The 26,432-nt window shown below is 67.3% G+C and carries 20 protein-coding genes; 13 read left to right on the top strand and 7 right to left on the bottom strand.

What is annotated here, in order from left to right:
* Positions 1 to 56: 56 nt before the first annotated feature.
* On the top strand, positions 57 to 2,663 hold the full coding sequence (locus V6Z91_RS15160; RefSeq protein ID WP_338758352.1) for a chitobiase/beta-hexosaminidase C-terminal domain-containing protein: 2,607 nt from the start codon (positions 57 to 59) through the stop codon (positions 2,661 to 2,663).
* A 36-nt stretch (positions 2,664 to 2,699) separates the two neighbouring features.
* Here the strand turns inward: V6Z91_RS15160 and V6Z91_RS15155 are convergent, their stop codons facing one another.
* Positions 2,700 to 3,440, bottom strand: a complete 741-nt coding sequence (locus tag V6Z91_RS15155; RefSeq protein ID WP_338758350.1) for an SDR family oxidoreductase — start codon at positions 3,438 to 3,440, stop codon at positions 2,700 to 2,702.
* Between the two features lie 119 nt (positions 3,441 to 3,559).
* Between V6Z91_RS15155 and V6Z91_RS15150 the strand changes: the two genes are divergently transcribed.
* The 3 genes from V6Z91_RS15150 (at position 3,560) to V6Z91_RS15140 (ending at position 7,181) form a co-directional block, all read left to right on the top strand.
* Positions 3,560 to 4,453, top strand: a complete 894-nt coding sequence (locus V6Z91_RS15150) for a LysR family transcriptional regulator (RefSeq protein ID WP_338758348.1) — start codon at positions 3,560 to 3,562, stop codon at positions 4,451 to 4,453.
* Positions 4,454 to 4,575: 122 nt separating this feature from the next.
* Complete coding sequence (locus V6Z91_RS15145) at positions 4,576 to 5,604, top strand: SDR family oxidoreductase (protein ID WP_338758346.1); 1,029 nt, start codon at positions 4,576 to 4,578, stop codon at positions 5,602 to 5,604.
* A gap of 218 nt (positions 5,605 to 5,822) precedes the next feature.
* Positions 5,823 to 7,181: an MFS transporter gene (locus V6Z91_RS15140; RefSeq protein WP_338758344.1), complete on the top strand. Its 1,359-nt coding sequence runs from the start codon at positions 5,823 to 5,825 to the stop codon at positions 7,179 to 7,181.
* Between the two features lie 72 nt (positions 7,182 to 7,253).
* Here the strand turns inward: V6Z91_RS15140 and V6Z91_RS15135 are convergent, their stop codons facing one another.
* Complete coding sequence (locus V6Z91_RS15135; RefSeq protein WP_338758342.1) at positions 7,254 to 7,649, bottom strand: hypothetical protein; 396 nt, start codon at positions 7,647 to 7,649, stop codon at positions 7,254 to 7,256.
* Positions 7,650 to 7,961: 312 nt separating this feature from the next.
* Here V6Z91_RS15135 and V6Z91_RS15130 point away from each other — a divergent pair, with 312 nt between their 5' ends.
* The 6 genes from V6Z91_RS15130 (at position 7,962) to V6Z91_RS15105 (ending at position 13,527) form a co-directional block, all read left to right on the top strand.
* Positions 7,962 to 8,228 (top strand): DUF4148 domain-containing protein, encoded by a 267-nt coding sequence (locus V6Z91_RS15130; RefSeq protein WP_338758340.1) that lies wholly within the window; start codon positions 7,962 to 7,964, stop codon positions 8,226 to 8,228.
* A 19-nt stretch (positions 8,229 to 8,247) separates the two neighbouring features.
* Positions 8,248 to 9,690 (top strand): efflux transporter outer membrane subunit, encoded by a 1,443-nt coding sequence (locus tag V6Z91_RS15125; protein WP_338758338.1) that lies wholly within the window; start codon positions 8,248 to 8,250, stop codon positions 9,688 to 9,690.
* A 71-nt stretch (positions 9,691 to 9,761) separates the two neighbouring features.
* Entirely contained in the window at positions 9,762 to 10,256 is a 495-nt protein-coding gene (locus tag V6Z91_RS15120; RefSeq protein ID WP_338758336.1) for a MarR family transcriptional regulator, read from the top strand.
* Positions 10,257 to 10,291: 35 nt separating this feature from the next.
* Positions 10,292 to 12,406 carry an FUSC family protein gene (locus tag V6Z91_RS15115; protein ID WP_338771704.1) on the top strand — a complete coding sequence of 705 codons (2,115 nt, stop codon included), beginning with the start codon at positions 10,292 to 10,294 and terminating at the stop codon, positions 12,404 to 12,406.
* Entirely contained in the window at positions 12,396 to 12,596 is a 201-nt protein-coding gene (locus V6Z91_RS15110; RefSeq protein WP_338771703.1) for a DUF1656 domain-containing protein, read from the top strand. Before V6Z91_RS15115 ends, V6Z91_RS15110 begins: the two co-directional genes overlap by 11 nt.
* Positions 12,597 to 12,642: 46 nt before the next feature.
* Positions 12,643 to 13,527, top strand: a complete 885-nt coding sequence (locus V6Z91_RS15105; RefSeq protein ID WP_338771702.1) for an efflux RND transporter periplasmic adaptor subunit — start codon at positions 12,643 to 12,645, stop codon at positions 13,525 to 13,527.
* A 59-nt stretch (positions 13,528 to 13,586) separates the two neighbouring features.
* On the opposite strand, the gene V6Z91_RS15100 is transcribed toward V6Z91_RS15105, so the two are convergent.
* Positions 13,587 to 14,711, bottom strand: coding sequence for a LacI family DNA-binding transcriptional regulator (locus tag V6Z91_RS15100; RefSeq protein WP_338771700.1), 1,125 nt, complete (start codon positions 14,709 to 14,711; stop codon positions 13,587 to 13,589).
* 176 nt (positions 14,712 to 14,887) lie between these two features.
* A complete protein-coding gene (locus tag V6Z91_RS15095) occupies positions 14,888 to 17,056 on the bottom strand; it encodes an alpha-glucuronidase family glycosyl hydrolase (RefSeq protein ID WP_338771698.1) in 2,169 nt (722 codons plus the stop codon).
* Positions 17,057 to 17,170: 114 nt separating this feature from the next.
* On the opposite strand from V6Z91_RS15095, the gene V6Z91_RS15090 reads away from it, so the two are divergent.
* Positions 17,171 to 18,289, top strand: coding sequence for an endo-1,4-beta-xylanase (locus V6Z91_RS15090; RefSeq protein WP_338771696.1), 1,119 nt, complete (start codon positions 17,171 to 17,173; stop codon positions 18,287 to 18,289).
* Between the two features lie 213 nt (positions 18,290 to 18,502).
* Positions 18,503 to 19,075, top strand: coding sequence for a DUF2939 domain-containing protein (locus tag V6Z91_RS15085; RefSeq protein WP_338771694.1), 573 nt, complete (start codon positions 18,503 to 18,505; stop codon positions 19,073 to 19,075).
* 16 nt (positions 19,076 to 19,091) lie between these two features.
* On the opposite strand, the gene V6Z91_RS15080 is transcribed toward V6Z91_RS15085, so the two are convergent.
* Genes V6Z91_RS15080 through V6Z91_RS15070 form a run of 3 tightly spaced genes read right to left on the bottom strand, consistent with a single transcriptional unit; the run spans position 19,092 to position 24,759 of the window.
* Positions 19,092 to 21,935, bottom strand: coding sequence for a glycosyl hydrolase 115 family protein (locus V6Z91_RS15080; protein WP_338771693.1), 2,844 nt, complete (start codon positions 21,933 to 21,935; stop codon positions 19,092 to 19,094).
* A complete protein-coding gene (locus V6Z91_RS15075; protein WP_338771690.1) occupies positions 21,935 to 23,494 on the bottom strand; it encodes a glycoside hydrolase family 43 protein in 1,560 nt (519 codons plus the stop codon). The genes V6Z91_RS15080 and V6Z91_RS15075 overlap by 1 nt, the downstream gene beginning before the upstream one ends.
* Positions 23,491 to 24,759 carry an SGNH/GDSL hydrolase family protein gene (locus V6Z91_RS15070; protein ID WP_338771687.1) on the bottom strand — a complete coding sequence of 423 codons (1,269 nt, stop codon included), beginning with the start codon at positions 24,757 to 24,759 and terminating at the stop codon, positions 23,491 to 23,493. Before V6Z91_RS15070 ends, V6Z91_RS15075 begins: the two co-directional genes overlap by 4 nt.
* Before the next feature lie 209 nt (positions 24,760 to 24,968).
* Here V6Z91_RS15070 and V6Z91_RS15065 point away from each other — a divergent pair, with 209 nt between their 5' ends.
* A complete protein-coding gene (locus tag V6Z91_RS15065; protein WP_338771684.1) occupies positions 24,969 to 26,393 on the top strand; it encodes an enolase C-terminal domain-like protein in 1,425 nt (474 codons plus the stop codon).
* The last annotated feature ends 39 nt before the right edge of the window (positions 26,394 to 26,432 follow it).

Here is a 26,432-nt window from a genome sequence, read left to right as displayed (position 1 = left end):
CGATTACATTGGCTCGCAACCTGCAAGCCTTCCACCCATTTCGAGCAGGAGTTTCCATGAACCAGTTCCCGCAGGACTTTCCCCATACCCTCACCGGCTTCGGCGGCGACCCGAACCTGGACCAGCCCGGCCACCGCGCGCAGTTGCGCAAATGCCCGGTGATCCTCATGCACGGCAACGCCAGCCATTCGGCCGACCCCAGGTACGGCATGCTGGCGATGAAGGCTTTCCTCAAGGAGGCCGGCTGGCAGGATTGCGAGATCTGGTCGTGCGACTACCTGGGCGAGAACAACGGCACCCCCGTGCTGCCCGACGTACATCGCGATCACATCGATGTCGTACGCGATTTCATCGACGACGTGCGCGCCTACCTGGGCGTGCAGCGGGTCGACTTCATCGCGCACTCGCTGGGCTGCGGCATGGTCAACGGTTACCTGCGCGGCCTGCAGGGCACGGGGGAATGGAACAACGCCGACCACCGCCTCGATGCGACGGGTACGTTCGTTTGCATCGCGGGCGCCAATTACGGCCTGGGTCCGAACAGCATCTACGAATTCAAGACGGGCAGCGAATTCGAGGTGCAGTCGCACCGCTTCGGCGCCGTCGCCAGCGAGGACACGCCGGCCGGCGCGGCCGACCGGGCCCGGCAGGAAGCCCCCAACGAGGCGTGGACCGGCACCACCGCGCTGGACGACGACCAGTTGTCGTATGTCGCCGTCATCGCGCGCGGCGACTTCGTCGACCAGCAGTACCCGGACACGAGCCGGCGCAACGGCGCCGACCTGAACAAGGTGGTCAACGTGGGCGCCGGCACGGACGGCCACGAGAAGGTCATCAAGAACCAGGCGGTGTTCGACGCTTTTCGGGGCTACCTGAACCGCTATCCGCCGGCTCCCCCCATCATCTTCTCGGTCGACAAGGCAAGCGGCAACTACGGCGCGGACCTGCAAGTGACCGTTACCGCGACGCCGGCCGATGCCGCGGTCACCTTCGTGGCCAGGCGCGTGACGAAGGCCGTGGAAGCGGGCTTCCTCGTCGAGAGCGTGGCAGAGACGCTGGAGGGCGCGCTGACGAACGGCCAATCGCTCACGCTGGCGACCGATGGCGCATGGGACGTGCGCTTCAGCGCGAGCAGCGGCGCGGCGACCGAGCGAACCTATGGCGTCAACGTCCTGCTTCCCGAGCTGATCGTCCTGCCGCCGGAAGGCGGCCCGCCGTTCGAAGGCAGCCTCGAAGTGAAGGCGTCGAGCAACAAGGGAACGGTCTTCCACAGCACCGACAGGACGCGCTGGCTCGCCGAGTCCAATCCCGTGATCCATGAAACGAGCACGCTGTACTTCATTGCCATCGATGGCGACGGGCTGCCCTCGCCGATCGTGCAGCGGTCCTACGAGAAGAAGGCCGTGCCCTTCGTGAAGGCCACGCTGACGGAACACTTCATCGCCCAACGGCTGGACGTGGACGAATACGTGTCGCTCACGCTCGAACTGGGTGCCAACGCCGTCATCATCCTGTATTTCATCGACGGCGAATGGGTGCGCGATCCGGCCGCGCCGCGGGTGGAACCCGTGCTGCCGGCCGGCGCGGCCGCGCGGCACGCACTGGTAGCGTGCGACAAGCCGGGCGGCGTGTATGCGCAGGGCTTCGATGCCGTGCTGTCCGCGCCCGACGGCATGGTCGTGCATTACACCGAAGACGGCTCCGATCCCTCGAGCGCGCGCAATCCGGCGCGCCGCTCGTTCGCCGGCAGGAAGGTGTTCACCCTGCGCGGCAACGGCCCGCACGCCCTCCTCTGCCATGCGAAGGACGATGCCGGCAATGAAGCCGTGCAGGCCTTCGGCTGGCGGATCGACGACCGCGACTACCCGGAGACGCGCATCGCGCCGTCGGCGGGAGGCAGCTTCATCCACAAGGTGCGCATCGAGCTGGACGTGCTGGAACCGATCGCGTGGACCCGCTATACGCTCGACGGCAGCGAGCCGACGGAGACGAACGGCGAAACCTACGCGGCGCCCATCGTGCTGGAACGCTCCGCCCGCCTGCGTTTCCGTTCGATGGGGCACGGCGGCAAGCTCGAACCGGTACGCAGCGCCCTGTTCGTGGTGCACCTGGCGCCCGACCAGCTCGTGTTCGACAGCGACCCGCGCCGGACCGGCAACCTGGTCGCCCGCCGCCCTGGCGAAGCCGGGCGCGCCCGGGTAGTGGTCGGCACGGGCAGCCTGCTGCGGATCGGCGCCGGCCAGGGCGGCGAGGCGCGCGCCATCCTGCACTTCGACACATCGTCGCTGCCCGATAACGCGGCGATCAACCATGCCTGCCTGGAAGTGAGCTCGCCAGGCGCATCGGGCGATCCCTGGGCCGGCGGCGGCACCGTCGCGATCGACGTGCAGCGTGGGCACTTCAGTTCATCCCTCGCGCTTCATGCCGACGACTGGGACGCCGCTGCCACGGCGCAGGGCGCGGCGCACATCGTCAGCTTCGGTGCGGGCACCACGCGCTCCACCGATTTCTCGGCGGCCGGGCTGGCCGCGATCAACAAGGCCGGAGTCACGCAACTGCGGCTGCGCCTCGTGCCACCCAACGGGGCGAGCTCCGACGCCTGCCTGCTGCTCGAGGGCGGGCGGAAAGTGAAGCTCTGCATCACGCTGGGCGGTCCTGGCTGACCGCGATGCAGGCCGGCGGAGGGGCCATGCCTCCGGTCAGACGATGCCGCCGTTGGCGCGCAGCGTCTGGCCGTTGACCCAGCCGCCGGGCCGCGCCAGGAACGCCACGCCTTCGGCGATATCCTCGGGGCGGCCCAGGCGTTCCAGCGGCGCCATGTTCGCCAGCCGCGCGACCTGTTCGTCGCTCTTCCCGTTCAGGAACAGGTCCGTGGCCGTGGGACCCGGCGCGATCGCGTTCACGGTGATCTCCTTGCCCCGCAATTCCTTCGCCAGGATGTTCGTCATCGTTTCCACGGCGGCCTTGGTGGCCGCGTAGATCGCATAGCCGGGCAGCGCCAGCTTGACCACGCTGGTCGAGAAATTGACGATGCGCCCGCCGCGCTGCAGGCGGGTGGCCGCTTCGCGCAGCGCGTTGAACGTGCCCTTCACATTCACGGCCAGCAGCCGGTCGAAGGTGGCGTCGTCCGTGTCGGCAAGGTGCGGCAGCCGAGACGGCAGGATGCCGGCATTATTGATCAGCACATCCACGCGGTCGAAGCGTTCGATCGCCGCGTCGAACAGCGCGCGCACGGCCACGGGGTCGGCCACGTCGGCCTGCACGGCGGCCGCGCGGCCGCCCTTCCCTTCGATGTCCGCGACCACCTGGGCCGCCTCGGTCGCGCTGCCCGCATAGTTGACGATCACCGCGTAGCCGTCCTCGGCGAGGCGGCGCGCGATGGCGGCGCCGATGCCGCGCGATGCCCCGGTGACGATGGCGACCTGTTCGTTCGTGTTCATGTCCTGCACTCCTGGCTGGTTTCGATGCGGCCAGTATGGATCATGCAGCGCAGACGATAAATACGATACTCTTGCATGCATCATTCAATTTTTAACAATAATCATGGACCGCGATAATCTTGGACCGATTTGATGCCATGAAACTCTTCGTCCGCATCGTCGAGCTGGGCAATTTCAGCAAGGCGGCGGACGACCTGAAGCTGCCGGCCGCCACGGCCACGCATGCGATCCGCCAGCTCGAAGCGCGGCTTGGCGTGCAACTGCTGCACCGGACCACGCGCAAGGTGTCGCCCACCACCGATGGCCAGGCCTATTACCAGCGCTGCCTGCGCATCCTGGCCGACGTGGAGGAAACCGAGGCGGGCTTCGGCCACCGCGGCGTGCTGCCGAAGGGCAGGCTGCGGGTCGACCTGCCCACGCTGGGCCGTTTCTACGTGCTGCCGCGGCTGCACGAATTCATGGACCGCTACCCGGGCATCGACGTGGAGGTAGGCATGGGCGACCGCCACGTGGACCTGGTGGGCGAAGGCGTCGATTGCGTGCTGCGCGTGGGCGAACTGGCCGATTCCTCGATGGTGGGCCGCCGCGTGGCCACGCTGGCGCAAGCCACCTGCGCCAGCGCGGCCTACCTGGAGCGGCACGGCACCCCGGCCACGCTGGAGGCACTGCGGCACCACCAGGCCGTCAACTGGTATTCGGCCGCCAGCGGCCGCAACCTGCCATTCGAATTCATCGTCGATGGGGTACTGCGCACGCTGCAGTTGCCCGGGCGGGTCAGCGTGAACGGCGGCGAAGCCTATGTCGCCTGCTGCGCCGGCGGCCTGGGCCTGGCTCAGCTGCCGCGCTACCACGTGCGCGATCTGCTGGCGTCGGGCGCGCTGCGCGAAGTACTGCCGGCGTGGCCGCCGCCCGCCCTGCCGGTCAGTGTGCTGTATCCACGCCAGCGGCAACTATCGCCGCGGGTGCGCGTGTTCGCCGACTGGCTGGCCGAAGTGATGGCACCCGCTTCCTGACGAGTGCGGAAGTATCGGCCCGGCTCGGTATTGACTGGTGGAATGGTGTGACGCCGGAATGGCAGTGCCGGTACGATAACCCGACCAACCATTCCAATATTCGACAGATCAAGGAGCATAGCATGCGCTTGAAAACCCTTTCGCAACAGGTGATCGTGATCACGGGCGCCACCAGCGGCATCGGCCTGACGACGGCGCGCATGGCCGCCTCGCGCGGCGCCAGACTGGTGCTGGCGGCCCGCGCCGAACAGGCACTGCAAGACCTGGAAGACCAGATGCGCCAGCGCGGCGCCGAGGTACTCGTGGTGCCCACCGATGTCGGCAGCAAGGATGAAGTCAAGGCACTCGCCCAGGCGGCGATCAAGCGCTTCGGCCGCATCGATACCTGGGTCAACAATGCCGGCGTGTCGATCTTCGGCCGCATCGAGGACGTCTCCGAGGATGATGCCCACCGCCTGTTCCAGACCAATTTCTGGGGCGTGGTGAACGGCTCCACGGAAGCCGTGAAACACCTGCGCAAGGAAGGCGGCGCGCTGATCAACCTGGGCAGCGAAGTGTCGGAGGCGGCCGTGCCGCTGCAGGGCATGTACGTGGCCTCCAAGCACGCCGTGAAGGGCTTCACGGATGCGCTGCGCATGGAACTGGAAAAGGAAGGCGCGCCGATCTCGGTCACGCTCGTCAAGCCGGCGGCGATCGACACCATGTTCACGGTGCACGCGAAGAACTACATGGACGTGGAACCGAAGCTGCCGCCGCCGATCTACGCCCCTGAGCTGGTGGCCGAGGCGATCCTGGACGCCGCGCAAAACCCGAAACGCGACGTCTACGTGGGCGGTGCCGCGAAGGCCAATGCGGTGGGCGCGTTCCACCTGCCGCGCCTGTTCGACAAGATGGGCGAAACACAGATGTGGGAACAGCAGCGCAGCAAGAAACCGTCGCGCTGGCTGCGCCGCGATGCGCTCCATTCGCCGGACGAGAAAGCCGAGCTGCAACAACGCCTCGGCATGGGCGACGTCGCGGAAACCTCGCCCTATACGCGCGTGACGCGCTCGAAGCCGCTGCGCTATGCGCTGCTGGGCGGCGGCGTGCTGGCGGCCGCTGCGTGGATGCTGTCCAGGCAGAACGGCACCGGGGAACAGAAGAACAGCTGAGCGCTACCGCCGCGTGCTTGTGAAGGGCTGCCTCGGCAGCCCTTTTTGCTGGCCCCGTTTCGCCGGCACCGATGGCCCATCCCACATAATTCATCAGTCAAATATTTATCGTTAAAACACTTGCACTGCTCGGATTTCGATCGCTATACTGCTCGTAGTTGTACGACGACTGACAACATTTCCCTCCAAAAACCGTCAAGGGGGCTTTGGGAGACTCCATGGGCAAGCACATCCCGGCCATCAAGGCCACCAACGTACGCTGGACGATTCTCGCGATCCTGTTCATCGTCACCACGATCAACTACGCCGACCGCGCCACGATTTCGATCGCTGGCCCCGAGCTGAGCAAGCAGTTGGGGTTGACGCCCGTCCAGATGGGCCTGATTTTCTCGGCCTTTTCCTGGTCCTACGTGCTGTGCCAGCTGCCCGGCGGCTGGTTGCTGGACCGCTTCGGCACCAAGATCGTGTATTTCTTTTCGATTTTTTTCTGGTCGCTGTTCACGCTGGCACAGGGCTGGGTCGGCTTCTTCAGCGGCGGCGCGGCCGTGATGATGTTGTTCACGCTGCGGCTGATCGTCGGCGCGGCCGAGGCGCCGTCGTTCCCGGGCAATAGTCGTCTGACGACTTCGTGGTTCCCGACGGCCGAGCGGGGCACGGCGGCCGCGATCTTCAACTCGGCGCAGTACTTCGCCACGGTGCTGTTCGCGCCGATCATGGGTTGGCTCGTCCACTCGTTCGGCTGGGAAAGCGTGTTCTTCGTGATGGGTTCGCTCGGCATCGTGATGGCGCTGGCATGGCTGAAGTTCGTCCACGGCCCGCGCCAGCACCCGCGCGCCAACGCCGCCGAGCTGCAGCACATCGAAAAGGGCGGCGCGCTGGTCGACCTGGAAACGACGGGCCTGCTGCCGGCCGACCGGCCGCGGATCGACACGTGGTCTTGCCTGAAGCAGCTGCTGTCGTCGCGCATGCTGCTGGGTATCTACATCGGCCAGTACAGCATCAACACGCTGACTTACTTCTTCCTCACGTGGTTCCCGGTCTACCTGGTGAAGGAACGGCACATGACGATCCTGAAGGCCGGCTTCGTGGCCGCGCTGCCGGCCGTGGCGGGCTTCCTCGGCGGTGTACTGGGCGGCATCATCTCGGACCGCATGATCAAGCGCGGCTACAGCACCTCGGTGGCGCGCAAGACGCCGATCATTGGCGGCATGCTGCTGGCCACCACGATGGTGCTGTGCAATTACGTGGAGCAGGACTGGGTGGTGGTGGCCGTGATGGCGCTGGCCTTCTTCGGCAAGGGCATCGGCGCGCTGGGCTGGGCCGTCGTCGGCGACACGTCGCCCAGCCAGGCCGGCGGCATGAGTGGTTCGCTGTTCAATATGTTCGGCAACGTGGCCGGCATCACCACGCCCATCGTGATCGGCTTCATCCTCCAGGCCACGGGCTCGTTCTACGGCGCGCTCGTGTTCGTGGGCGGCAATGCCCTGGTGACGGTGCTGTGCTATCTGTTCCTGGTGGGTGAAATCAAGCGTTTCGAGTTCTCGAAACCGGTGGTGAAGACGGCAGTCGCGGCCTGACGCGGCCTGACGCGGCTTGCCGCAGGAATGACAACGGGGCCTTCACGGCCCCGTTTCCTTGCTTCGCCCTGCTTACGCGCCGCGTTCTATGTCATCGGCATCGCGGCCCGAGAGCGGCACCGTTTCGATATGGTCGACGTTGATGTCGGCCCCATCCGGCGCCGTCGTATCGCGGCCGACCGTGGCGCGCTCGCCCGTGCCGCCCGCGTCCGTATCACTGTCGAGGTCGGCATCACCAACGTCCGGGCCGGCTGTGCCGCCCGCCGTGTTTTCATCCAGATCCTCGTTCGTGCCGCCATCGAGGTAGTTTTCCTCGATCTGCTGCGCCAGGCCCGAGCCGCCCTGGATATCGCTGCCCGAATCGGACGTGTCGCTGGGGCCGAGGGCGCCCGTGCCGTGGCCCCGCCCCACCACGCGGTCTGGCGCCGTGGGGAAGTTATCGGGGTCGAGTGTGCTGCTTCCTGACATGACTGCCTCCTGTGATTGCATCGCCGCCTGCGCGGCCTTGCAAAGACTTTAACAGCCCGTCCCGAACGGCGTCGCACCCAAGGAAGCTGCGCCGAAGGCACCCTCCTCCCGAGCTGCAATCCACAATATTTCCTGAAACCGGGGTCCGACCCCGATGTTGAGAAACATTTCCAAAAATCGCGGTCAGACCCCGATTTTTGGCAACACGGTTTGTCGAAATATTTCGTCGCTGAATTCCACTTATCAGAACATCTTATTTCACTAATGAATATTTCAGGCATATACTTAGTCCATCGAACAGGAGGACTCATCATGAAAACCGCTTACACCCTTATCGCCGCCGTCACCCTTGCCGCCGCCGGCACCGCTTTCGCTGCCGAAGACAACGCCACGGCGACCGCCGCGGCCAGCACGGCCACCGCGGTCGCCGCCGTGACCACCCAACAGGCGCCGAAGCAGCGCGGATTGACCCGCGCCGAAGTGCAGGCCCAGGTCATCGAAGCGCGCAAGAATGGCACGCTGATCGAAACCGAAGCCGACATGGACGTGGCGCAGACCCGCAAGCACTACGCGAACTGAACGGGACGTGCCTGAGCTGATGACGCGTACGCGCCGCGCTGCCGCCATCGCCCTGGCCGCCGCCTTCGCCGCCGCCTTGGCCGGCTGTGCCGACATGGGCAGTGTGCAGCCGCAAGCGCGCCGCCTGCCGGCCGGCGACCTGGCGGCAGGCAGCGCGATCGATTCCGCCGTGGCGCCCGATGCGCAATGGCCGAACGAACAGTGGTGGCATGCCTTCGGGGACCCGCAGCTCGACCGCCTGATGGAGGCCGCCCTGGCCCGCAATCCCGGCCTGAAGGCGGCACGCTCGCGCGTGCGCCAGGCCGAAGCGCTGGCCGGCGTGGTCGAGGCGGCGCACCAGCCGCAGGCAAGCGTCAGTGCGAGCACGAGCCGCGACCGCTTCCCGGCGCACGGCAGCGTTCCCGCGCCACTTGCCGGCAACTGGGCCTGGTACAACTCGGCAACGTTGAACGGCTCGTACGATCTCGACCTGTGGGGTCGCCATCACGACATGCTGGCGGCGGCCCTCGGCGACGCCCGTGCCGCCGCGGCCGAAGCGCAGATGGCGCGCCTGTCGCTGCAGTCGGCCGTGGTACGCACCTATGTCCAGCTGTGGTACCGCCACGCGCAGCAGGACAGCATCGCCGAGAGCCTGGCGCAGCGGCAGAAGATGCTCGACATCGTGCGCCGCCGCCAGGCCGCCGGCCTGGCCAGCATGATCGACGTGGCCACGGTGGAAAACACGCTGCCGGCTGGCCGGCGCGAGCACGAGCGGATCGGTGAATCGATCGCCGTGCTACGCAACCAGCTGGCGGCACTGGTCGGCAAGGGACCGGGCGACGCCGAGAGGATCGCCCGGCCGGTGCCGGCCCTGCGGCAAGCCGCCGCCCTGCCGAGCGCGCTGCCGGCGGAATTGCTGGGCCGCCGGCCGGACGTGGCCGCCATGCGCTGGCGCGTGGAAGCGGCCGGCAAGCGCGTCGACGGCGCCCGCGCGGCGTTCTATCCGAACCTGGATCTGGTGGCCTTCGCAGGCCTGCAATCGTTCGGCTTTACGCGCTTCTTCGACGCTTCGGCGCGCACGCTCGGCGTCACGCCCGCGTTCAGCCTGCCACTGTTCGAGGGCCGCCGCCTGCGCAGCCAGCTGACTGCCGACACGGCGGCCTATGACGCGGCGGTCGAGCAGTACAACGGTATCCTGGTCGGCGCGCTGGCCGAAGTGGCCGATGTTGTAGCAAAGATACAGTCCTCGGATGAGCAGCAAAGCCTGGCGGAACGGGCTTTGGCGACCGCCAGACGGGCTCATGAACTCGCCGCGAAGGCATACCAGGCCGGCATCACGGATGCCACGGACGCCCTGCAAAAGCAGCTGATACTGCTGGGTGAAGAAGAGCAATTGCTGCGCGTGGAAAGCGAGCGGCTGGACAATTTCGCGAGCCTGATGACAGCGTTGGGAGGGGGTGTCAAGCAGGGCGATGACATCTAAAAACAATTTACCATTGTGCAACCACTAGTACAATCCATGTATTGACAGATTTATTGCACAGGAGTGCGCCAATGAGCAGTTTCGACGCGACGAACAAGCGCCTGAAGACGATCCACGAACGGATTCCGGCTTTCCCGGAAGACTTGATGCGCTTGCTCCGCATGACGTACCACGTGCAGAAACGGATGAAGGACCTGTCGAACGCGGTCCTGCGCAAGTACGACCTGGTCGATGCCAGCTACATGGTGCTGGCGGTGCTGTACGGTTCGGACGGCGAGACGTCGACGGCGTCCAACCTGGGCGAGGCCTGCATGGAAAAGCCGGCCAACCTCACGCGGGTGTGCAACGACCTCGAAGCGCAGGGCTTGATCACGCGGGGCAATCGCCCGGGCGACCGCCGCTGCGTGATGATCTCGCTGACCGATAACGGCCGTACCCTGATCGAGCAGGTGATGCCGGAAGTGTGGGGCCGCACCACCCGCGCCTATGACGGGTTCGCGCCGGAAGACTTGAAATTGCAGGAGCAGCTGTTCACCCGGCAGCTGGAAAACTTGGACAATATATAACGCTCCCTTGCTGCGGCGGGGTCGTTGAATAAAAGATGACCCCCGAACCCGCAGCTGCCCCGCTCCCCCTCCACCTCTGGCTCGCGCGCGAACTGCGCGGCTGGGCCGCTTCCGACGGCGAACGCGTATTGTTCGTGGAGCGCACGCTGGCCGCTGCCTTCGGCGCCCTGTGGCTGGCCTTCCGTCTGGGCCTCGATTCGCCGATGACGGCGATGACGACCACCTTCGTGCTGGCCCTCCCCTCGTCCGGCATGGTGCTGGAAAAGGCGCTGTATCGCCTGCTCGGCACCATCGTCGGCTGCACCGCTGCGCTGGCGCTGGTCGCCCTGTTTCCGCAGCAGGCGCCGCCGCTGTTCGCCGGCCTGGCGCTGTGGATCGCGCTGTGCACCGCGGGCGCCGCCATGCACCGCAACCAGCAATCCTACAGCTTCGTGCTGGCCGGCTACACGGCCGCCATGATCATCGTGCCGGCCCTCGACGCGCCGGCCAGCGTGTTCGCGCTGGCCATCACGCGCACCACCGAGGTGGGCATCGGCGTCCTGGCGGCGGCGACCGTGCACGACGTGCTGCTGCCCCGCTCCCACGGCCACCAGGTGATGCGCACCGTGCAGGCGCGCTATGAGCGATTCCTGGGCTTTTGCCGGCAGGTGCTCGAACACCGCCTGCCGCCGGCCGACGCGGAACTCAATCACCTGCGCTTCGCCGCCGATATCGCCGCCCTCGAATCGGGCCGCGCCGCCGCGTTCTTCGAAGCGGGGCCGGCGCGCACGCGCCAGCTGCACGCCTTCAACGCCGCATTCATGGCGGCGCTGACCACGTTCTACACGCTGCACCGCCTGCTGCACCGCCAGCGCCACGAAGCCGCCTCGCCCGTGCCGGCGCTGGTCGAGCCGATCGAGGCGCTGCTGGCCGGCGCGCTGGGCGACCCGGCCGCGCTCCCCGCGCTGCCCCAGGCCATCGCGGCCGCGGCCGCCGCGGGCCGGGCCAGGCTGCCCGCGGACCCCGCGCACCGCTGGCGTATCGACTTCGACACCGCGGTGGAACTGGCCGCGCGCTTTGCCGGCGACCTGGCCGCGTTCGTGGCCATCCACGACGAGCTGGCGCAGCGGCGGCGCATGCAGGTCACCGAACCGCGTGCCTACGCGCCGAAAACGCCGCCCGCCATCGTGCTGGCCAGCGGCGCGCGCGCGGCCTGTGCCATGGTGGCCGCTTGCGCCCTGTGGTACTGGCTGGCGTGGGCGCCGCTGGCCAACGCGCTGGTCATGACGACGATCTTCTGCGGCCTGGCTTCCAGCTCGCCGCGCCCGACGGCCATGGTGAAGCAGGTGCTTGCCGGCTTCATGCTTGGTGCGCCGCTCACCTGTGCCACCGAATTCCTGCTGGTCGCCCGCGCCGATGGCTATCCGATGCTGATGCTGGCCGCGGCGCCGCTGCTGGCCTTCGCCGCCTGGCTGATGACGAATCCGAAACGCACCGGCATGGGCGTAGGCATGGCCATGTTCAGCAGCCAGTTCCTGGCGCCCATGAACGTGATGCACCACGACGCCGGCGCCGTCATCAACAATATGCTGGGCCAGGTGGGCGGCGTGCTGCTGGCCTTCGTGATCTTCCAGGTGGTGCTGCCCGGGCACACGATGGGCAGCCGCGCGTACGTCGCGGCCGCGCTGTGGCGCGAAGCGGAAGGCACCTGCACGGCGCGGCTGCGCAAGGACGGCGGACGGCTGCGGCACCGCTTCGATAACCGGGTGCGCGACCTGCTGGCACAGCTGAACGCGGCCGCCGGACCGGCCCCCTCGCCCGAGACACGCGCCGTGGTGCGACAGGGCCTGACCTTGCTTGAAATGGGTCATTCCGTGATCGAGCTGCGCGGCCTCGCGCGCGACATCGGCGATGGCGCCAGCGGCCGCGTGCTGGCGGCCACGCTGCAGGCGATCGCCGCCTACCTCGCGGCGCCGCGCGAGGATACCCGTACCGCCGCGATCCATGTGCTGAAGGACGCCGGCCCGGCAGTGCGCAGCGCACTGGAGCACGCCGCCGGCGACGAAGCGCAGCGCCTGCGGCTGGCGCTGACCGCCCTGCATTCCATCCACACCTCGCTGCTGGACCAGGTGCCACAGCATCACTTCGACGGAACTCCCGATGCCACGTGAACTTTCGATTTTCGGCCTGCTGATCCCGACGCTGCTGCCCCTGTTCCTGGCCAGCGTGCTGCTCCAGGGCGCGCTGGACCGGCTGCTCGGCGCCGCCGGCATCTATCGCCGCCTGTGGCACCCCGCGCTGGCGCGGCTTGCGCTGTTCGTTTGCATTTTCGGCGGCCTCACCGCCACCCTTTACCCGTAACTCTCAACCCTTGACCATCGTCCTCCACCCAACCGGAAAACCCACCGTGCCTCTCGTCGCCAAGCTCTTTCGCATCTCCGTCACCCTGCTGCTCGCCATCGCCGCGCTGTATGCCGGCAAGGCGGGATGGGACCATTACATGGAGTCGCCGTGGACGCGCGACGGCCGCGTGCGCGCCGACGTGGTGACGATCGGCGCCGACGTGGCCGGCATCGTGACCGAGGTGCGCGTGCGTGACAACCAGTTCGTGCAAAAGGGCGAGGTGCTGTTCGTGGTCGACGACGAACGCTATGCCAACGCGCTGGCCGCCGCCGACGCCGCGCTGGCCGCCCAGCAGGTGGAACGCACGCGCCGCGGCAGCGAGGCGCAGCGGCGCGCGGCCCTCGAGGACGACGTGATCCCCGCCGAAAGCCGCGAATCGGCCACCTACGCGGTGGGCACCGCCGTCGCCCAGTACCGCGGCGCCCAGGCCGCGCGCCGCCTGGCGAAGCTGAACCTGGAGCGCACGGTGGTGCGCGCGCCCGTCTCCGGCTACGTGACGAACCTGCTCGTGCACCCGGGCGACTTCGCCGCCGTGGGTGCACCGAAGCTGGCGCTGATCGACAGCGCCTCGTACTACGTGATGGGGTATTTCGAGGAAACCCGCCTGCCCATGCTGAAAGCGGGCGCTGCGGTCGACGTGCAGCTGATGGATGGCGTGGCGCTGCGCGGCCATATCGAAAGCATCGCCCGCGGCATTACCGACCGCGACGCCGCCACCGGCCGCGAACTGCTGGCCGACGTAAACCCGACCTTCAACTGGGTGCGGCTGGCGCAGCGCATTCCCGTGCGGATCGCCCTCGATGCGGTGCCGAAGGATGTGCCGCTGGTGGCGGGGACGACGTGTACGGTGACGATCGTGCCGGCGCCGGCGCGGAAAAAAGTTGCCTGAAAAATGGGGTCTGTCCCCATTTTCCCGGCAATGTTTTCGGGAGGATGGGGTTTGCCCCGTTATGCCTCGACGGTCTTGCCGGCCAGCTTGGGCCGCCGCCGCGGCGCGGCATCGGACTGCCGCCGGATCAGCGAGAAGTCCATCACGATATGTTCCGGCTGCTCGGCCGCGCCGTCGCGCTGGGCGCGGATCTGGCGCACCAGGAATTGCACGGCCGTCTCCGCCATCTGGGCGATCGGCTGGCGCACGGTCGTCAGCTCGGGCCAGATCGTGGTGGCCAGCGCGGTATCGTCGAAGCCGGCCACGGTAAGGTCGCCCGGCACATCCAGGCCCAGGCGGTGGGCGATGGCCACGCTCGCGGCCGCCATGTCGTCGTTGCTGGCGAAGATGGCCGTCGGGCGTTGTTCCAGCCCCAGCAGGATCTCGGCCGCATCGAGGCCGGAGCGGTACGTGAACATGCCCTGCACCACCAGTTCGGGCGAAGCGTCGGCGCCCCTGTCGGCGATCGCGGCTTTGTAACCTTCGAGGCGACGGGCCGAAGCCGTCTGGTTCGGATGGCCGATGACGAAGCCGATGCGGTGGTGGCCCAGCGAGATCAGGTGGCTCGTCATGTCGTAGGCGGCCTGGTAGTCGTCGATCGACACGGCCCCCACGCGCAGGTCCGGCTGGCCGCAGGCGACCACGGCCGCCGGCATGTCGGCCTGCGCGATCAGCTCGATCAATTCCGGCGTATCGCACAGCGGCGGCGGCAGGATGATGCCGTCGACTCCGTTATCGATCAGCCGGCGCGAATGCGCTTCCCACGTGTGGCCATCCTCGCAGTTCTCGACCACGAGCTGCACGTTGTGGATGCTGGCCTGGTTCAACAGGCCCACGAGGAATTCGCTCAGGTAGCCTGCCGACGGGTTCGAGTACAGGAAACCGATGCGTATCGCCCGCGCGCCGGCGAGACGGCGCGCGGCCTGGTTCGGCACATAGTTCAGCGCGGCCACGGCCTCGTCTACCTTGCGGCGCGTGGCCGGGCGCACGTTCGGGTCGCCGTTCATCACACGCGACACCGTCATCGGCGACACGCCGGCGAGCTTGGCCACGTCGGACATCGTGGGCACCCCGGGCTTCTCGCCCTTGCGCGCCGTCGGCGCATCCGCCGGCGCGCCGTGCGCTTTCGCCTGTAATTTCGTCATCGGACTTTGCTTATGGAATAGTTATCGGCGGACTCTAGCATAGCGCGTCCGCCCAGGACACGTATCTGTCACGCATCTGTCATTCTAACATCGCCGCAACGGCGTTGTTAGCGCACACATGGGTCAATCGCCGCCCCGGCTAATGTTGCCCAGGAAATGTTTTTTTGCAGTGCAGGTCAGTGGTGCCCGGCGGCGTAGGGGAACTTGATGGCCTTGTACTGTTCCAGCGTGCGCGCGGGCGCGCGGGTGCCCGGCGGCAGCGGCAGGCCGGACACGGACTGGAAATACGCCACCGATGCGTCGCGCCACCATTGCGCTTCGCTCACCTGCTGGTCGAGACGTTGCGCCACCTCGTCGAAGCGCCGCTCGTCGATGGCCGGCTTCAGTTGCTGCCATCGCATGCGCAAGCCTTCGGCCTCGGCCACGCCGCGGTCGTAGCGTGCCACGAGCTCGGCCCACAGCGTGCGGCCGGACGGCATCGCGTAATCCCATGGCAGGTGGTGGAACCACAGCAGCAGCTCTTCCGGCGTGGTGCGCGGATCGGCCCAGCGCCGCGCAACGTCCGGCGCGTACTGCGCGAGCGCATTGGAACCGGTGGCGGTGCGGTCGAAGCCGATGCCCCCCTTGTCCGCCTTGTGGTAATAGGTAGGGTTCCAGTCGGGCCGGCCCAGGTTGTCCACCCAGGGGCCGGGGCCGTGGTGGTGGCCGGTATCCATCAGGTGGTGCAGGCCGAGCGGCGTCATGTAGTCGACCACCGCCTCGCGCGAGCGCATCATCATGTCGACGATGCGCGTGACGGCCTGCCGGTCGCGCGAGAACGTCTGCATCGCCCACTCGTCGGCGAAAGCACGCGCGCTGCCCCGCGGGTCCCAGGCGAAGCGGCCATACGCATACCAGTTGGCCTGGTCGAAGTGCGAGCCGCTCCACGTGCGCGAGCTGCCGATATTGGCCACGCCGGCCATGCCGGTCGGGCGCTGGCCGTGTTCGCCCGGACCATGGTCCTCGCCTTCCAGTACCTGCGCCACGGTGAGGCCGCCGGGGCGCTGCATCGTGTCGGCCTTCAGCACTTCCTCGAACAGGGGGCCCAGATAGGCCATGTGCATGGCGAAGCCCAGGTATTCCTTGGTGATCTGGAATTCCATCATCAGGGGTGTCCCCGGCATGGCGCCGAACAGCGGGTGGAACGGCTCGCGCGGCTGGAAGTCGATGGCGCCGTTCTTCACCTGCACCAGCACGTTCGGGGCGAACTTGCCGTCCAGCGGCTTGAATTCGTCGTAGGCCTGCTTGGCGCGATCGTCCGGCTTCTCGGCCGCGTAGACGAAGGCGCGCCACATCACGATGCCCTTGTGCGGCGCCAGCGCGGCGGCCAGCATGTTCGCGCCGTCGGCATGCGTGCGGTGATAGTCCTGCGGGCCCGGCTGCCCTTCCGAATTGGCCTTGACGAGGAAGCCGCCGAAGTCGGGGATGGCGCGGTAGATCTCGTCCGCCTTGGCACGCCACCACGCCGCCACCTCGGGCGCGAGCGGGTCGGCCGTCTTCGTTTCGTTCAGCTCCAGCGGCGTGGACCAGCGTGCCGACAGGTAGACCCTGATGCCGTACGGGCGCAGCACGTCCGCCAGCGCGGCCACCTTGGCGATCCACGGCGCGGTCAGGATCTCGGCCTTCGAGTTCACGTTGTTCAGCACCGTGCCGTTGATGCCCAGCGAGGCATTGGCGCGCGCATAGTCGACATACTGTCGCTCGCGGATGGCCGGCAATTCCCACCAGTTCCAGATCGACTGCCCGGAATAGCCGCGCTCCACCGTGCGGTCGAGGTTGTCCCAGTGGTTCAGTACCCGGAGTTGCAGTTTCGGCGTCGACCGTTCGTCCAGCGCGGCCAGCTGCTTGCCGGTGCCCAGTGCGCGCAGCAGGCCGAAAGCGCCGTACAGCAGGCCGATGTCTTCGTTGGCGGCGATGACCGTCACGCGCTTGCCTTGCACGGTGGCGCTTTTCAGCAGGTAGCCTTCGCGGCCAAGGTCGGCCAGGGCGTCGGCGGCGAAGCCCTGCGGCAGCTGCCCCGCCTTTGCCAGCACGATGGCGCCGGCGCTCACCTGCGTACCGGTGGCGGGCGCCTTGCCGGTGTAGCCTTGCAGCCCGCGGCGCAGTTCATCGATGGCCGCCTGGATCGTCGGCGTTGCCTTGTCCGGATAGACGATCGCCTTGGCCGCCTGCTGCGCCTGGCCAGCGTTCGCAAGGGGGCGGTATCGCAACCAGAGCTGATAGCCATCCTCTTCCACCGCATGCGCGGGCGCCAGCACGACGACCAGCGACACCACTGCCGCCAGCGCACCTTTCAGAACTCGCAAATTAGTCTCCGTTGTTTTTTGGTAGCGCAACCGTTTGCACCTTCTGCGATGTTAGCGTAACCTTCGCGGGCACGCTACAACTAAAAACGGCCATCGAGCCCCACTGGAGACGATATGACCACGACCCGCCGCGACATGCTGCGCCTTCTGGCCGGCACCACCTGCGCCGCCGCCCTTCCCCCGCTGTTTGCCGCCGATTCCGAACCGCTGAAAGCCATCGCCGCCGCCAAGGGCATGCGCTTCGGTAACGCACTCGGCTACCGCTATTTCAAGGACCCCGCGCAGCGCGCGCTCATGGCCCGCGAATGCAATGTCATCGTGGCCGAGAACGAAACGAAGTGGCCGGCGCTGGAGCCGAAACGGGGGCAGTTCAACTTCGGCCCGGCCGACGAGATGTATGCGTGGGCGCGCAAGCAAGGCATGCAGGTGCGCGGCCACAACCTCGTGTGGCAACCGGCGAAATGGCTGCCCGGCTGGGTCACGGCGCACGACTTCGGGCAGGGCTCGAAGGAAGCGGAGCGGCTGCTGCGCGAGCACATCACCACCGTCTGCAAGCACTACGGCACCGGCATCTACAGCTGGGACGTCGTCAACGAGGCGGTCGAACCGGAGACCGGCGAGATGCGCAAGAACGTGTTCACGGAGCGCATGGGCGCGATCGAGCAGATCGACTTCGCCTTCCGCGTGGCGCGCGAGCAGGCGCCGCATGCGCAGCTGGTCTACAACGACTACATGCGCGAGGATGCCGGCAGCGCGAAGCACCGCGCCGGCGTGCTGAAGATGCTGGCCGAAATGAAGAAGCGCGGCACGCCCGTGCACGCGCTGGGCATCCAGAGCCACATCGGTTCGTGGGACGACGTGCGCCAGCAGACCGACCCGATCCGCGACTGGCGCGCCTTCCTCGACGAAGTCACCGGCATGGGCTACGACCTCCTCATCACGGAATTCGACGTGAACGACCGCATGCTGCCGGCCGACATCACGATGCGCGACGCCGGCGTGGCCGCGCTGGCCAGGGATTTCCTCGACGTGACGCTCTCCTACCGCCAGGTGAAGGATTTCCTGCTGTGGGGCCTGTCCGACAATGTGAGCTGGCTGCAGACCTGGGACGAAGCGCCGCGCAAGGACAAGCTGCCGCAGCGCCCCTGCCCCTATGACGCGCAGTTGCGCGCCAAGCCGCTGCGCGACGCCATCGCCGCCTCGCTGCGTGCGATGCCGGCACGCAGCGCCTAGCGTCTATGGTTGAGCCCGTGTCCCCGTGGTGCCAGGCACCGAGGGACACGAGCTCGTCAATCAATACCCGGTAACGACGCGGTAACAATGGTCGAGTCCGTGTCTCGTGGTGCCTGGCACTACGAGACAAGGGGACACGGGGTCAGCCGTAGCATGCTTCGGAAATGCCATCGCGCCGGGTATAGTGGCGGTTTTCCACCACAGTACCGCGCCATGTCCCGCCCCCGCCTCATCGCCCTCTTCATCGCCCTGCTGCTCGCGCTCGGCGTCTACTGGTATTTCTCCCCCTATCTGACCTTGCATGCGATGCGCAGCGCGGCGCAGGCGCGCGATACGCAGGCGCTGGCGCGGCACGTCGACTTCCCGAAGGTGCGTGACAGCCTGAAGCGGCAGTTGCATGCGAAGACCAAGGACACGCTGGCGCGCGCGGCCGGCGGCGGCGAACTGGCGCGGGCCGGCGCGGAGCTCGGCGCCAGACTGGCTAACGTCTTCACCGACGCGGCCGTCAACGTGCTGATCTCGCCGGAGCGCCTCGCCGATGCGATGGACGAGGGAAAAATGCGCGACATCGCTCCCGACGACTCGCCGGTGGAGACGGCCGCGGGCGGCAAGCAAAAGCAGTGGGCCTTCGAGCGCCGCAGCCTGGACGTGGTCGTTGCCAAGGCGCTCGACGGCAAGGGCGAGCCCGATATCGGCTTCGTGCTCGCCCACGAAGGCTTCGCGACCTGGCGCCTGGTCGGCATCGAGCTGCCGCGCTCGTGGCCGCGGCCTGCGGACGCCGAATGACGCCCGCCGCTTCCGGTTATCTGATCCGCGGGCTTTCCGGCGGCCCCAGGTAGCTGGCCTTCATGCCGCCCGCATCCACGACCACCTTCTGCAGCACCACGGCCGGGTCGAGCGCCCAGATCTTCAGCACGTGCGCGCCCGGCTTGCCGACCGCGTGCCGCGTGGTGAACACGGCGGCGCCATCGCCCACGATCTTTTCCCAGAATTTTTCCGACGCATCGGCATGCAGGTTGACGACCTGCGGCGCCTCGTCGTCGAACGCCACGGCGTAGCGCAAGCCCTGCCCCGGCTGGAACTTCAGCGTGGGCGCGACGGTGACCTGCACCTTCACCTTGCCGCTGCTGAACAGGTGCATGTCGTATTCGAGCCGCATGCCATCGGCCGGCGACAGCGTCGGCGCATCGACGGGCAACGTCGTCATGCCCGACAGCGTGCGCCCGTGATCGGGCACGTTCAGCCACTCGCGGCCCGGCGCCGCGACGGCGCGTGCATAGTGCTCGGCCTCGATCGCCACGACGCCATGCGTCTCGACGAAGCCGCGCACCGGCGACGCGTCGGCTGGCTTGTGCACGGGCACCTCGATCCTCGCCTCGCCCGCCGGGCCGGTGACGACAAGCGTGGCGCTCCTCGCGCCCGGCGGCACCTGGTCCCACCGGGCATCGATGGCGATGCGCTCCACCTTGTCGACCGTGCCGGCCGGCTTGTCGATCACGATCCACGGTTCGCTCGCGCGCACGGAATACTTGAATGGCGTGCCGCCGCGGTTGAACAGCTCGACGATGCGCGGCTGGCGCTCGAAGGCATCGAGCGCCGGCGTCCTGAGGCCCTGTGCCTCCGGCCACACCTGTTCATTGCCTTCCACGCCGATGCCCAGCTCGCCGGCCTTGGGGACCTGCACCTCGCTCACGGCCGGCATCACATTGCGCGGCGGCTGCTGCCAGTACGTATAGCCCAGGTGCGTCTGCGCCATCATGTGGTTCCACTTGCCGCCATTGATGGCGTGGTACCGGCGGGTCAGCGCGGCATCGTCGGCGAACAGCCTGCGCACCCGTTCGGCCATGTCGTTCGTGGCCGAACGGCCCTGCTTCGCATACAGCCGGTTCAGGCCCGCCGTCGCATACAGCTCATTGACGGTGGCGCCCGCCTTCACGGGGTGCAGCACCAGCTGGTAGAACGCGTCGCGGCGTTCCTTCGGCAGGGCGGCAAAGATGCGTTCGGCCCGCTCCTCCAGCGCACGGTACTCGGCCACGATGCGCGCCGATTCGCCATAGTTCACGAGGCTGTACGTGTCCGGTTCCAGCATCTCGGGGCGGCGGCGGCCGTTGTATCTGGCGTACTTCGAAACGATGTCGGCGACGTCCACCGCGTGCCGCGCGCCGAACTCGCGCGTCGCCCACAGGCGCAGGTACTCCTGCAGGCGGTCGGCCGGCCATGCGGCCGGGTTCCAGGCGTAGGCAAGGAAGAACTCCATCGGCACTTCCATCGGCTTCAGGTCGCCCACGTTGACGATCCACATGCGCGTCGCCTCGTACTTCCACGCCAGGTGCATCTGTTCCCACACCTTCGGCAGCGGCGTCACGTTCAGCCACTTGTAGTTGCGCGGGCCGCCCACGTAGTCGAAGTGGTAGTACACGCCGGCGCCGCCGGCGCGCCTGCGTTCTTCGCGCGTGGGCAGGCGGCGGATATTGCCCCAGTTGTCGTCGCACCACAGCAGCAGCACGTCGTCCGGCACGCGCATGCCCTGCTCGTAGTAGTCCTGTACTTCCTTGTAGAGCGCCCAGGCCTGCGGCACTTTCGTCACGTCCGGGTTCAGCTCCTCGGCGATCATCTTCCTCTGGTCGGCAACGATCTTTTCCAGCAGCGCGACGTTGGCATCCCGCGACATCGGCTCGTCGCCATCGCCGCGCATGCCCAGCGTGACGAACTTCTCGTACTCGCGCGTCTTCTTCAGGCCGTCGCGCCAGAAGTCCTTCAGCACCGCCTCGTTGCGGCTGTAGTCCCACGGCCCCTTGCCGTAGCGCGACCATTCCTTGTGGGCGCGCATCATCGGCTCGTGGTGCGAGGTGCCCATCACGATGCCGTATTCGTCGGCCAGGCGGCCGTTTTCCGGATCGTCGTCGAAAAAGGCCGCGTCCCACATCGCCGGCCACAGGTAGTTGCCGCGCAGGCGCAGGATCAGCTCGAACACGCCCTTGTAGAACTTGCTGTTGTAGCCACCGTAGCGTTCCTTCGCCCAGCCGGTCAGCGCCGGCGCCTCGTCGTTCAGGAAGATGCCGCGGTATTGCACCACCGGCGCATCCTGCACCTGCGTGCCGGCCTGCGCGTACAGGGCCTTGCGCTTCACCGGCGGCACGTCGGCCCACCAGTACCATGGCGACACGCCGATCTGCTCCGAGACTTCGTAAATGCCGTAGATGGTGCCGCGCTTGTCGCTGCCGGCGATCACGAGTGCGCGCTGCACGCCTGGCATCGGGTTGCGCAAGGTACGAACGATATAACCCTCCCACTTGCCGCGGATGGGCGCCACGTCGAGCATGCCGGACTTCGCCAGCCCGTCGATCAGCGCGCTCTTGCCGACCGTGCCGGCGATGATTACATCGACGCCGGTCGGCGCGTCCATGCGCAATGCCGGCTTCGCGCCACCCACCCGGCCGATATCGGCCTGCAGGTCGCCTGCGGCGCGCCGCACGCCGGCGTGATCGTTCGCATCGATGAAGATCGGTGCCGCGCGGCCCCTGGCCAGCAGTTCCACGGCATCCGCGTTCTCCCGTTCGAAGGCGATGAACGGCTTGTTGCCCAGGGCATGGGCAGCCGTCGACAGCTGGAGCAGCAGCGCCAGCACGATGATTGCGTGTTTCATCACTCTCCCAGCGGTTGGTAGTCGAACCAGTCGAAATCGGCCGGCGCGCCGGTGGCCGCCATGCCGGCGAACACGCCAGTGAAGCCGCCCGCATCCTCGGAGGACAGCGCCGCCGTCGGCGCGGAACCCAGCACCACGGCGGGTCTGCCTTCCTGCGCGTAGCTGAACTGGTAGCGGTCCGGCCAGGCACGGATTTCCAGGTCCACGGGCCCGGGCTTGAGCGCCGCCGATGCCACCACCTTCGTCTCGCCTTTCACGCGCGTGACGAGCTCGATCCTGCGCGCCACCTTGTTGCCGCCGATGCGCAGTTGGTAGTGATTGGCCTCGTTCTGCCGCAGCGCCAGGCCAGCGAACTGGTCCGGGCCGTTCGGCGCGAAATCGGTCCGCGTGGCGATGCGCGCGTTCAGGTGCTGCTGGCGCCGCGCCACGAAGGCAGGCGTGGCGATGTCCTCGAGCGTGGCGGCGTTCCCTTTCACACGCAGGAAGCCGGGCCGCTCCGCCAGCGAATACAGGCCGGTCGACGGTCCACGCACGAAGGTCCAGTACTGGTCGAGCTTCGATCCGTCGAATTCCGTACGCACGGGTGCCTTCGGCAGCGGCACGCGCGGCGGCAGTCCGGCCGCGCTCATTTCCAGCGCCAGCGGCTTGCCGTCATTGACGACGGGCCAGCCATCCTTCCACGTCACCGGCGCCAGGAACGTCTCGCGGCCGAGATGGTGCTTGCGTTGATGGGGCCTGATCCCCAGCAGCACCATCCACCACTTGCCATCCTCGGTCTGCACCAGGTCGCCGTGGCCGGTGGCCTGGATCGGCAAATCGGGGGCATTGCGATGCGACAGGATCGGGTTGCCCTTGTGCGCCTCGAAAGGCCCGAACGGCGACTTCGCGCGCGCCACCGTGATGCCGTGGTCATACGACGTGCCGCCTTCGGCGATCATCAGGTAGTACCAGCCATCCACCTTGTACAGGTGGGGCCCTTCGGGCCACACGCCGCCCGTGCCGTTCCAGATGCGCTTCGGCTCGTCCAGCAGCTTGCCGGTCTTCACATCGATACGGGCCTGCACGACACCGCCCTTCTCGCCGCCGTCGTGCCGCGTGTAGTACACGGTGCCATCGTCGTCGAAGAACAGCGAAGGGTCGATCCACGGCGTTTTTTCCTTCAGCCAGATCGGCTCCGACCATTCGCCGGCCGGGTCCTTCGTATGGACGATGAAGTTGCCGCCCGTCTCGACATTCGTGGTGATCATGTAGAAGGTACCGCCCTCGCAGCGCAGCGTGGGCGCGTAGATGCCGCGCGAGGCGCGCTGGCCCTTCAGCGGCAACTGCGATTCGCGCGTGAGCGCGTGGCCGATCAGCTTCCAGTTCACCAGGTCGCGGCTGTGGAAGATGGGCACGCCGGGGAAGTACTCGAACGTGCTGTTGGCCAGGTAGTAATCCTTGCCCACGCGGCAGATGCTGGGGTCTGGGTGAAAGCCGGGGATGACGGGATTGCGGTAGGTATCCGCGGCCTGCGCTGCGCCGGCCAGCAGCAGCGCGCCGACAAACAGGGCGGCCCTCATTTGGCCGCTCCACAGCGCGCTTGCAGCGCCTTCAGCGGGATCGCTTCCGCCATCGCGCGCAGGCCGGCGATCGATGGATGCAGCCCGTCGTTGTCGTATTCCTTCTTCAGCCGATCCGGCTGCTGCGGGTCGCGCAGCGCGGCGTCGAAGTCGGCCACCGCGTCGAACACCCCGGACTTGCGGATCCACGCGTTCAGTTGCTGGCGGTCCGCCTCGTTCGCGGCGGACGGGCGGTAGTAATCGCTGCCGGCATACGGCGTGACGGTGCCGCCGATCACGCAGATGCCATGCGCATGGGCGCGCTCCACGAGCTGTCGGTGCGCCAGCTGCAAGTCCTCGACCAGCTTGGCGCGCGCGGCCGGAATATCCTCGCCGCTGCGGCGCTGGCTGCCGAAGTCGTTCACGCCGATCATCACCACCGCATGCGTGGCACCCGCGCGGCCGATCACGTCGCGGTCGAAGCGCGAGGCCAGGTTAGGGCCCAGGCCATCGCGCAGCATGCGGCCGCCGCCGATGCCCACGTTGACCACGCCCATCGCCTTGCCGGATCTCTGGATGCGGCCGGCCAGCACGTCCGGCCAGCGGTCGTTGCCATCGGTCGTGGTGCCGTAACCATCGGTGATCGAATCGCCCACGGCCACCACGGCGCCCACGTCCCGCGGCGCCTGCACTTCGACGTCCGACAGCATGTACCAGCGGGTGATCTTCTCGGCATTGCTCCAGGCGGCATCGAGCGTGCGCTGGCCCTTGGCCACGAAGCTGGTCGTGCGCGAACCAGGGTGGCCGGTCTGCTTCGATGGCGCGCCATTGAAGTACAGGGAGATGGCCAGGTCGGCGCCGGCCTTGTGCGGCAGCGCGACCACGTCGCTGTAGTATTCCGCGCCGGCCGGGATCATGACCGAGGGACGACCGCCGAAGGTCAGCGCCTTCGCCGACTGCGGATCGATATCGGGGCTGCCGGGGGCTTTCGCCAGGCCGATGCCGGCCGCCTCCACGACCATCGGCGTGGTGCCGAACGTATTGCTGATGCGTACCCGCAGCTTTTCGCCGCCCAGCGCCACGCGCACGACCTGGCGCAGTGTGCTGTCGCGCCAGTGCTCCTGCGGCAGTTCGTTCTGGCCTTCGGGGATCATTTGGGCCGAGCCCCATGAAGCCACCCAGTGCCAGTTCCCGTTGGCGTTGGCATTGGCGTCCGCGGCGCCAGCGGTGGCGGCCAGCAGCAAGCCCGCCGCGAACGCGGCGAGGCGCTGATGCATTGTCTGCATATTGTCTCCGTTCTTATCGCGCCTGGAGTTACCCCTGGGCACTTTGTTCGCATTTTTCGGTTGCAGCGGGCAGCGCTTGCTGTAGCGCTATCTTCACCATCCCGCCCTGCCGATCGTTTTGCCGATTTTTACACGGGGGATATGTTGACTTGCTCCGTTAATTCGCGCACACTGCAAAATGTTAGCGCTATTCATTTTAGGTTAAGCCGATGGTACAGGCAACATATAATAACGAGACGAATGTGGAGACAAAAACACCCGTGATCACCTCGATGCAGGTGATTCCCGTTGCCGGCCACGACAGCATGTTGTTCAACCTGTGCGGCGCCCACGCGCCCTACTTCATCCGCACGCTGGTGCTGCTGAAGGATAGTGCGGGCAATACGGGCATCGGCGAAGTGCCTGGCGGCGCCGGCATCAACCGCGCGCTGGAAAATTCGATTCCGCGCGTGGTCGGCACGCAGATCGGCCGCTTCAACCGCACGCTCAATTCGGTGCGGGAAGGCATCGCCGGCAAAACATCGGGCGACATGCGCGCCCCGCAGACCCTGCAGCACCAGGTCACCTCGGCCGCCGAGGAAGCGGTGCTGAAGCAACCGCATGAAATCAACCTGCGCCTCGAGAACGTCGTGACGGCGATCGAAGCGGCGCTGCTCGACCTGCTGGGCCAGCACCTTGGCGTGCCCGTGTGCGAACTGCTCGGCAGCGGCCAGCAGCGCGACAAGGTGCCGATGCTGGCCTACCTGTTCTACATCGGCGACCGCAGCCGCACCGATCTTCCCTACCTCGCCCGCTCCGGCAAGCAGGACGACTGGTACCACATCCGTCACCAGGAGGCTGTCACCGCCGAGGCGATCGCCGACCAGGCCGCGGCCACGGTGGCCCGCTACGGCTTCCGCGACTTCAAGCTGAAGGGCGGCGTGATGCGCGGCGAGGACGAGATCGCCGCCGTCACCGCCATCAAGCAGCGCTTCCCCGATGCGCGCGTGACGCTGGACCCGAACGGCGCCTGGTCGCTGGAAGAAGCGATCCGCCTGTGCCGCAACCAGGGCCACGTGCTGGCCTATGCGGAAGACCCGTGCGGCCCCGAGAACGGTTACTCCGGCCGCGAGATCATGGCCGAATTCAAGCGTGCCACGGGCCTGCCCACCGCAACGAACATGATCGCCACCGACTGGCGGCAGATGGCGCATTCGCACCTGCTGAACGCGGTGGACATCCCGCTGGCCGATCCGCACTTCTGGACCATGCAGGGCTCGGTGCGCCTTGCCCAGCTGTGCCAGGAATGGGGCATGACATGGGGCTCCCATTCCAACAACCACTTCGACGTATCGCTGGCGATGTTCACCCACGCGGCGGCCGCCGCGCCGGGCCGCATCACGGCCATCGACACGCACTGGATCTGGCAGGAAGGCCAGGAGCGGCTGACCCGCGATCCCCTGCAGATCGTGGGCGGCGAAGTGGCGGTACCCGATCGCCCCGGCCTGGGCATCGAGCCGGACCTGGACCGCATCGCGGCCGCGCACGAGCTGTACAAGAGAGTCGGCACCGGCGCGCGCGACGATGCGATGGCCATGCAGTACTTAATTCCCGGATGGACGTATTCACCGAAGCTTCCCAGCCTCGGCCGCTGAACAAGCAGCTCATCCCCAACCAGAACAAGAGGAGACTCA

The organism is Massilia sp. METH4, from assembly GCF_037094685.1.
Lineage (GTDB): Bacteria > Pseudomonadota > Gammaproteobacteria > Burkholderiales > Burkholderiaceae_D > Rugamonas.
This window is presented reverse-complemented; position numbering and strand designations above follow the sequence as displayed.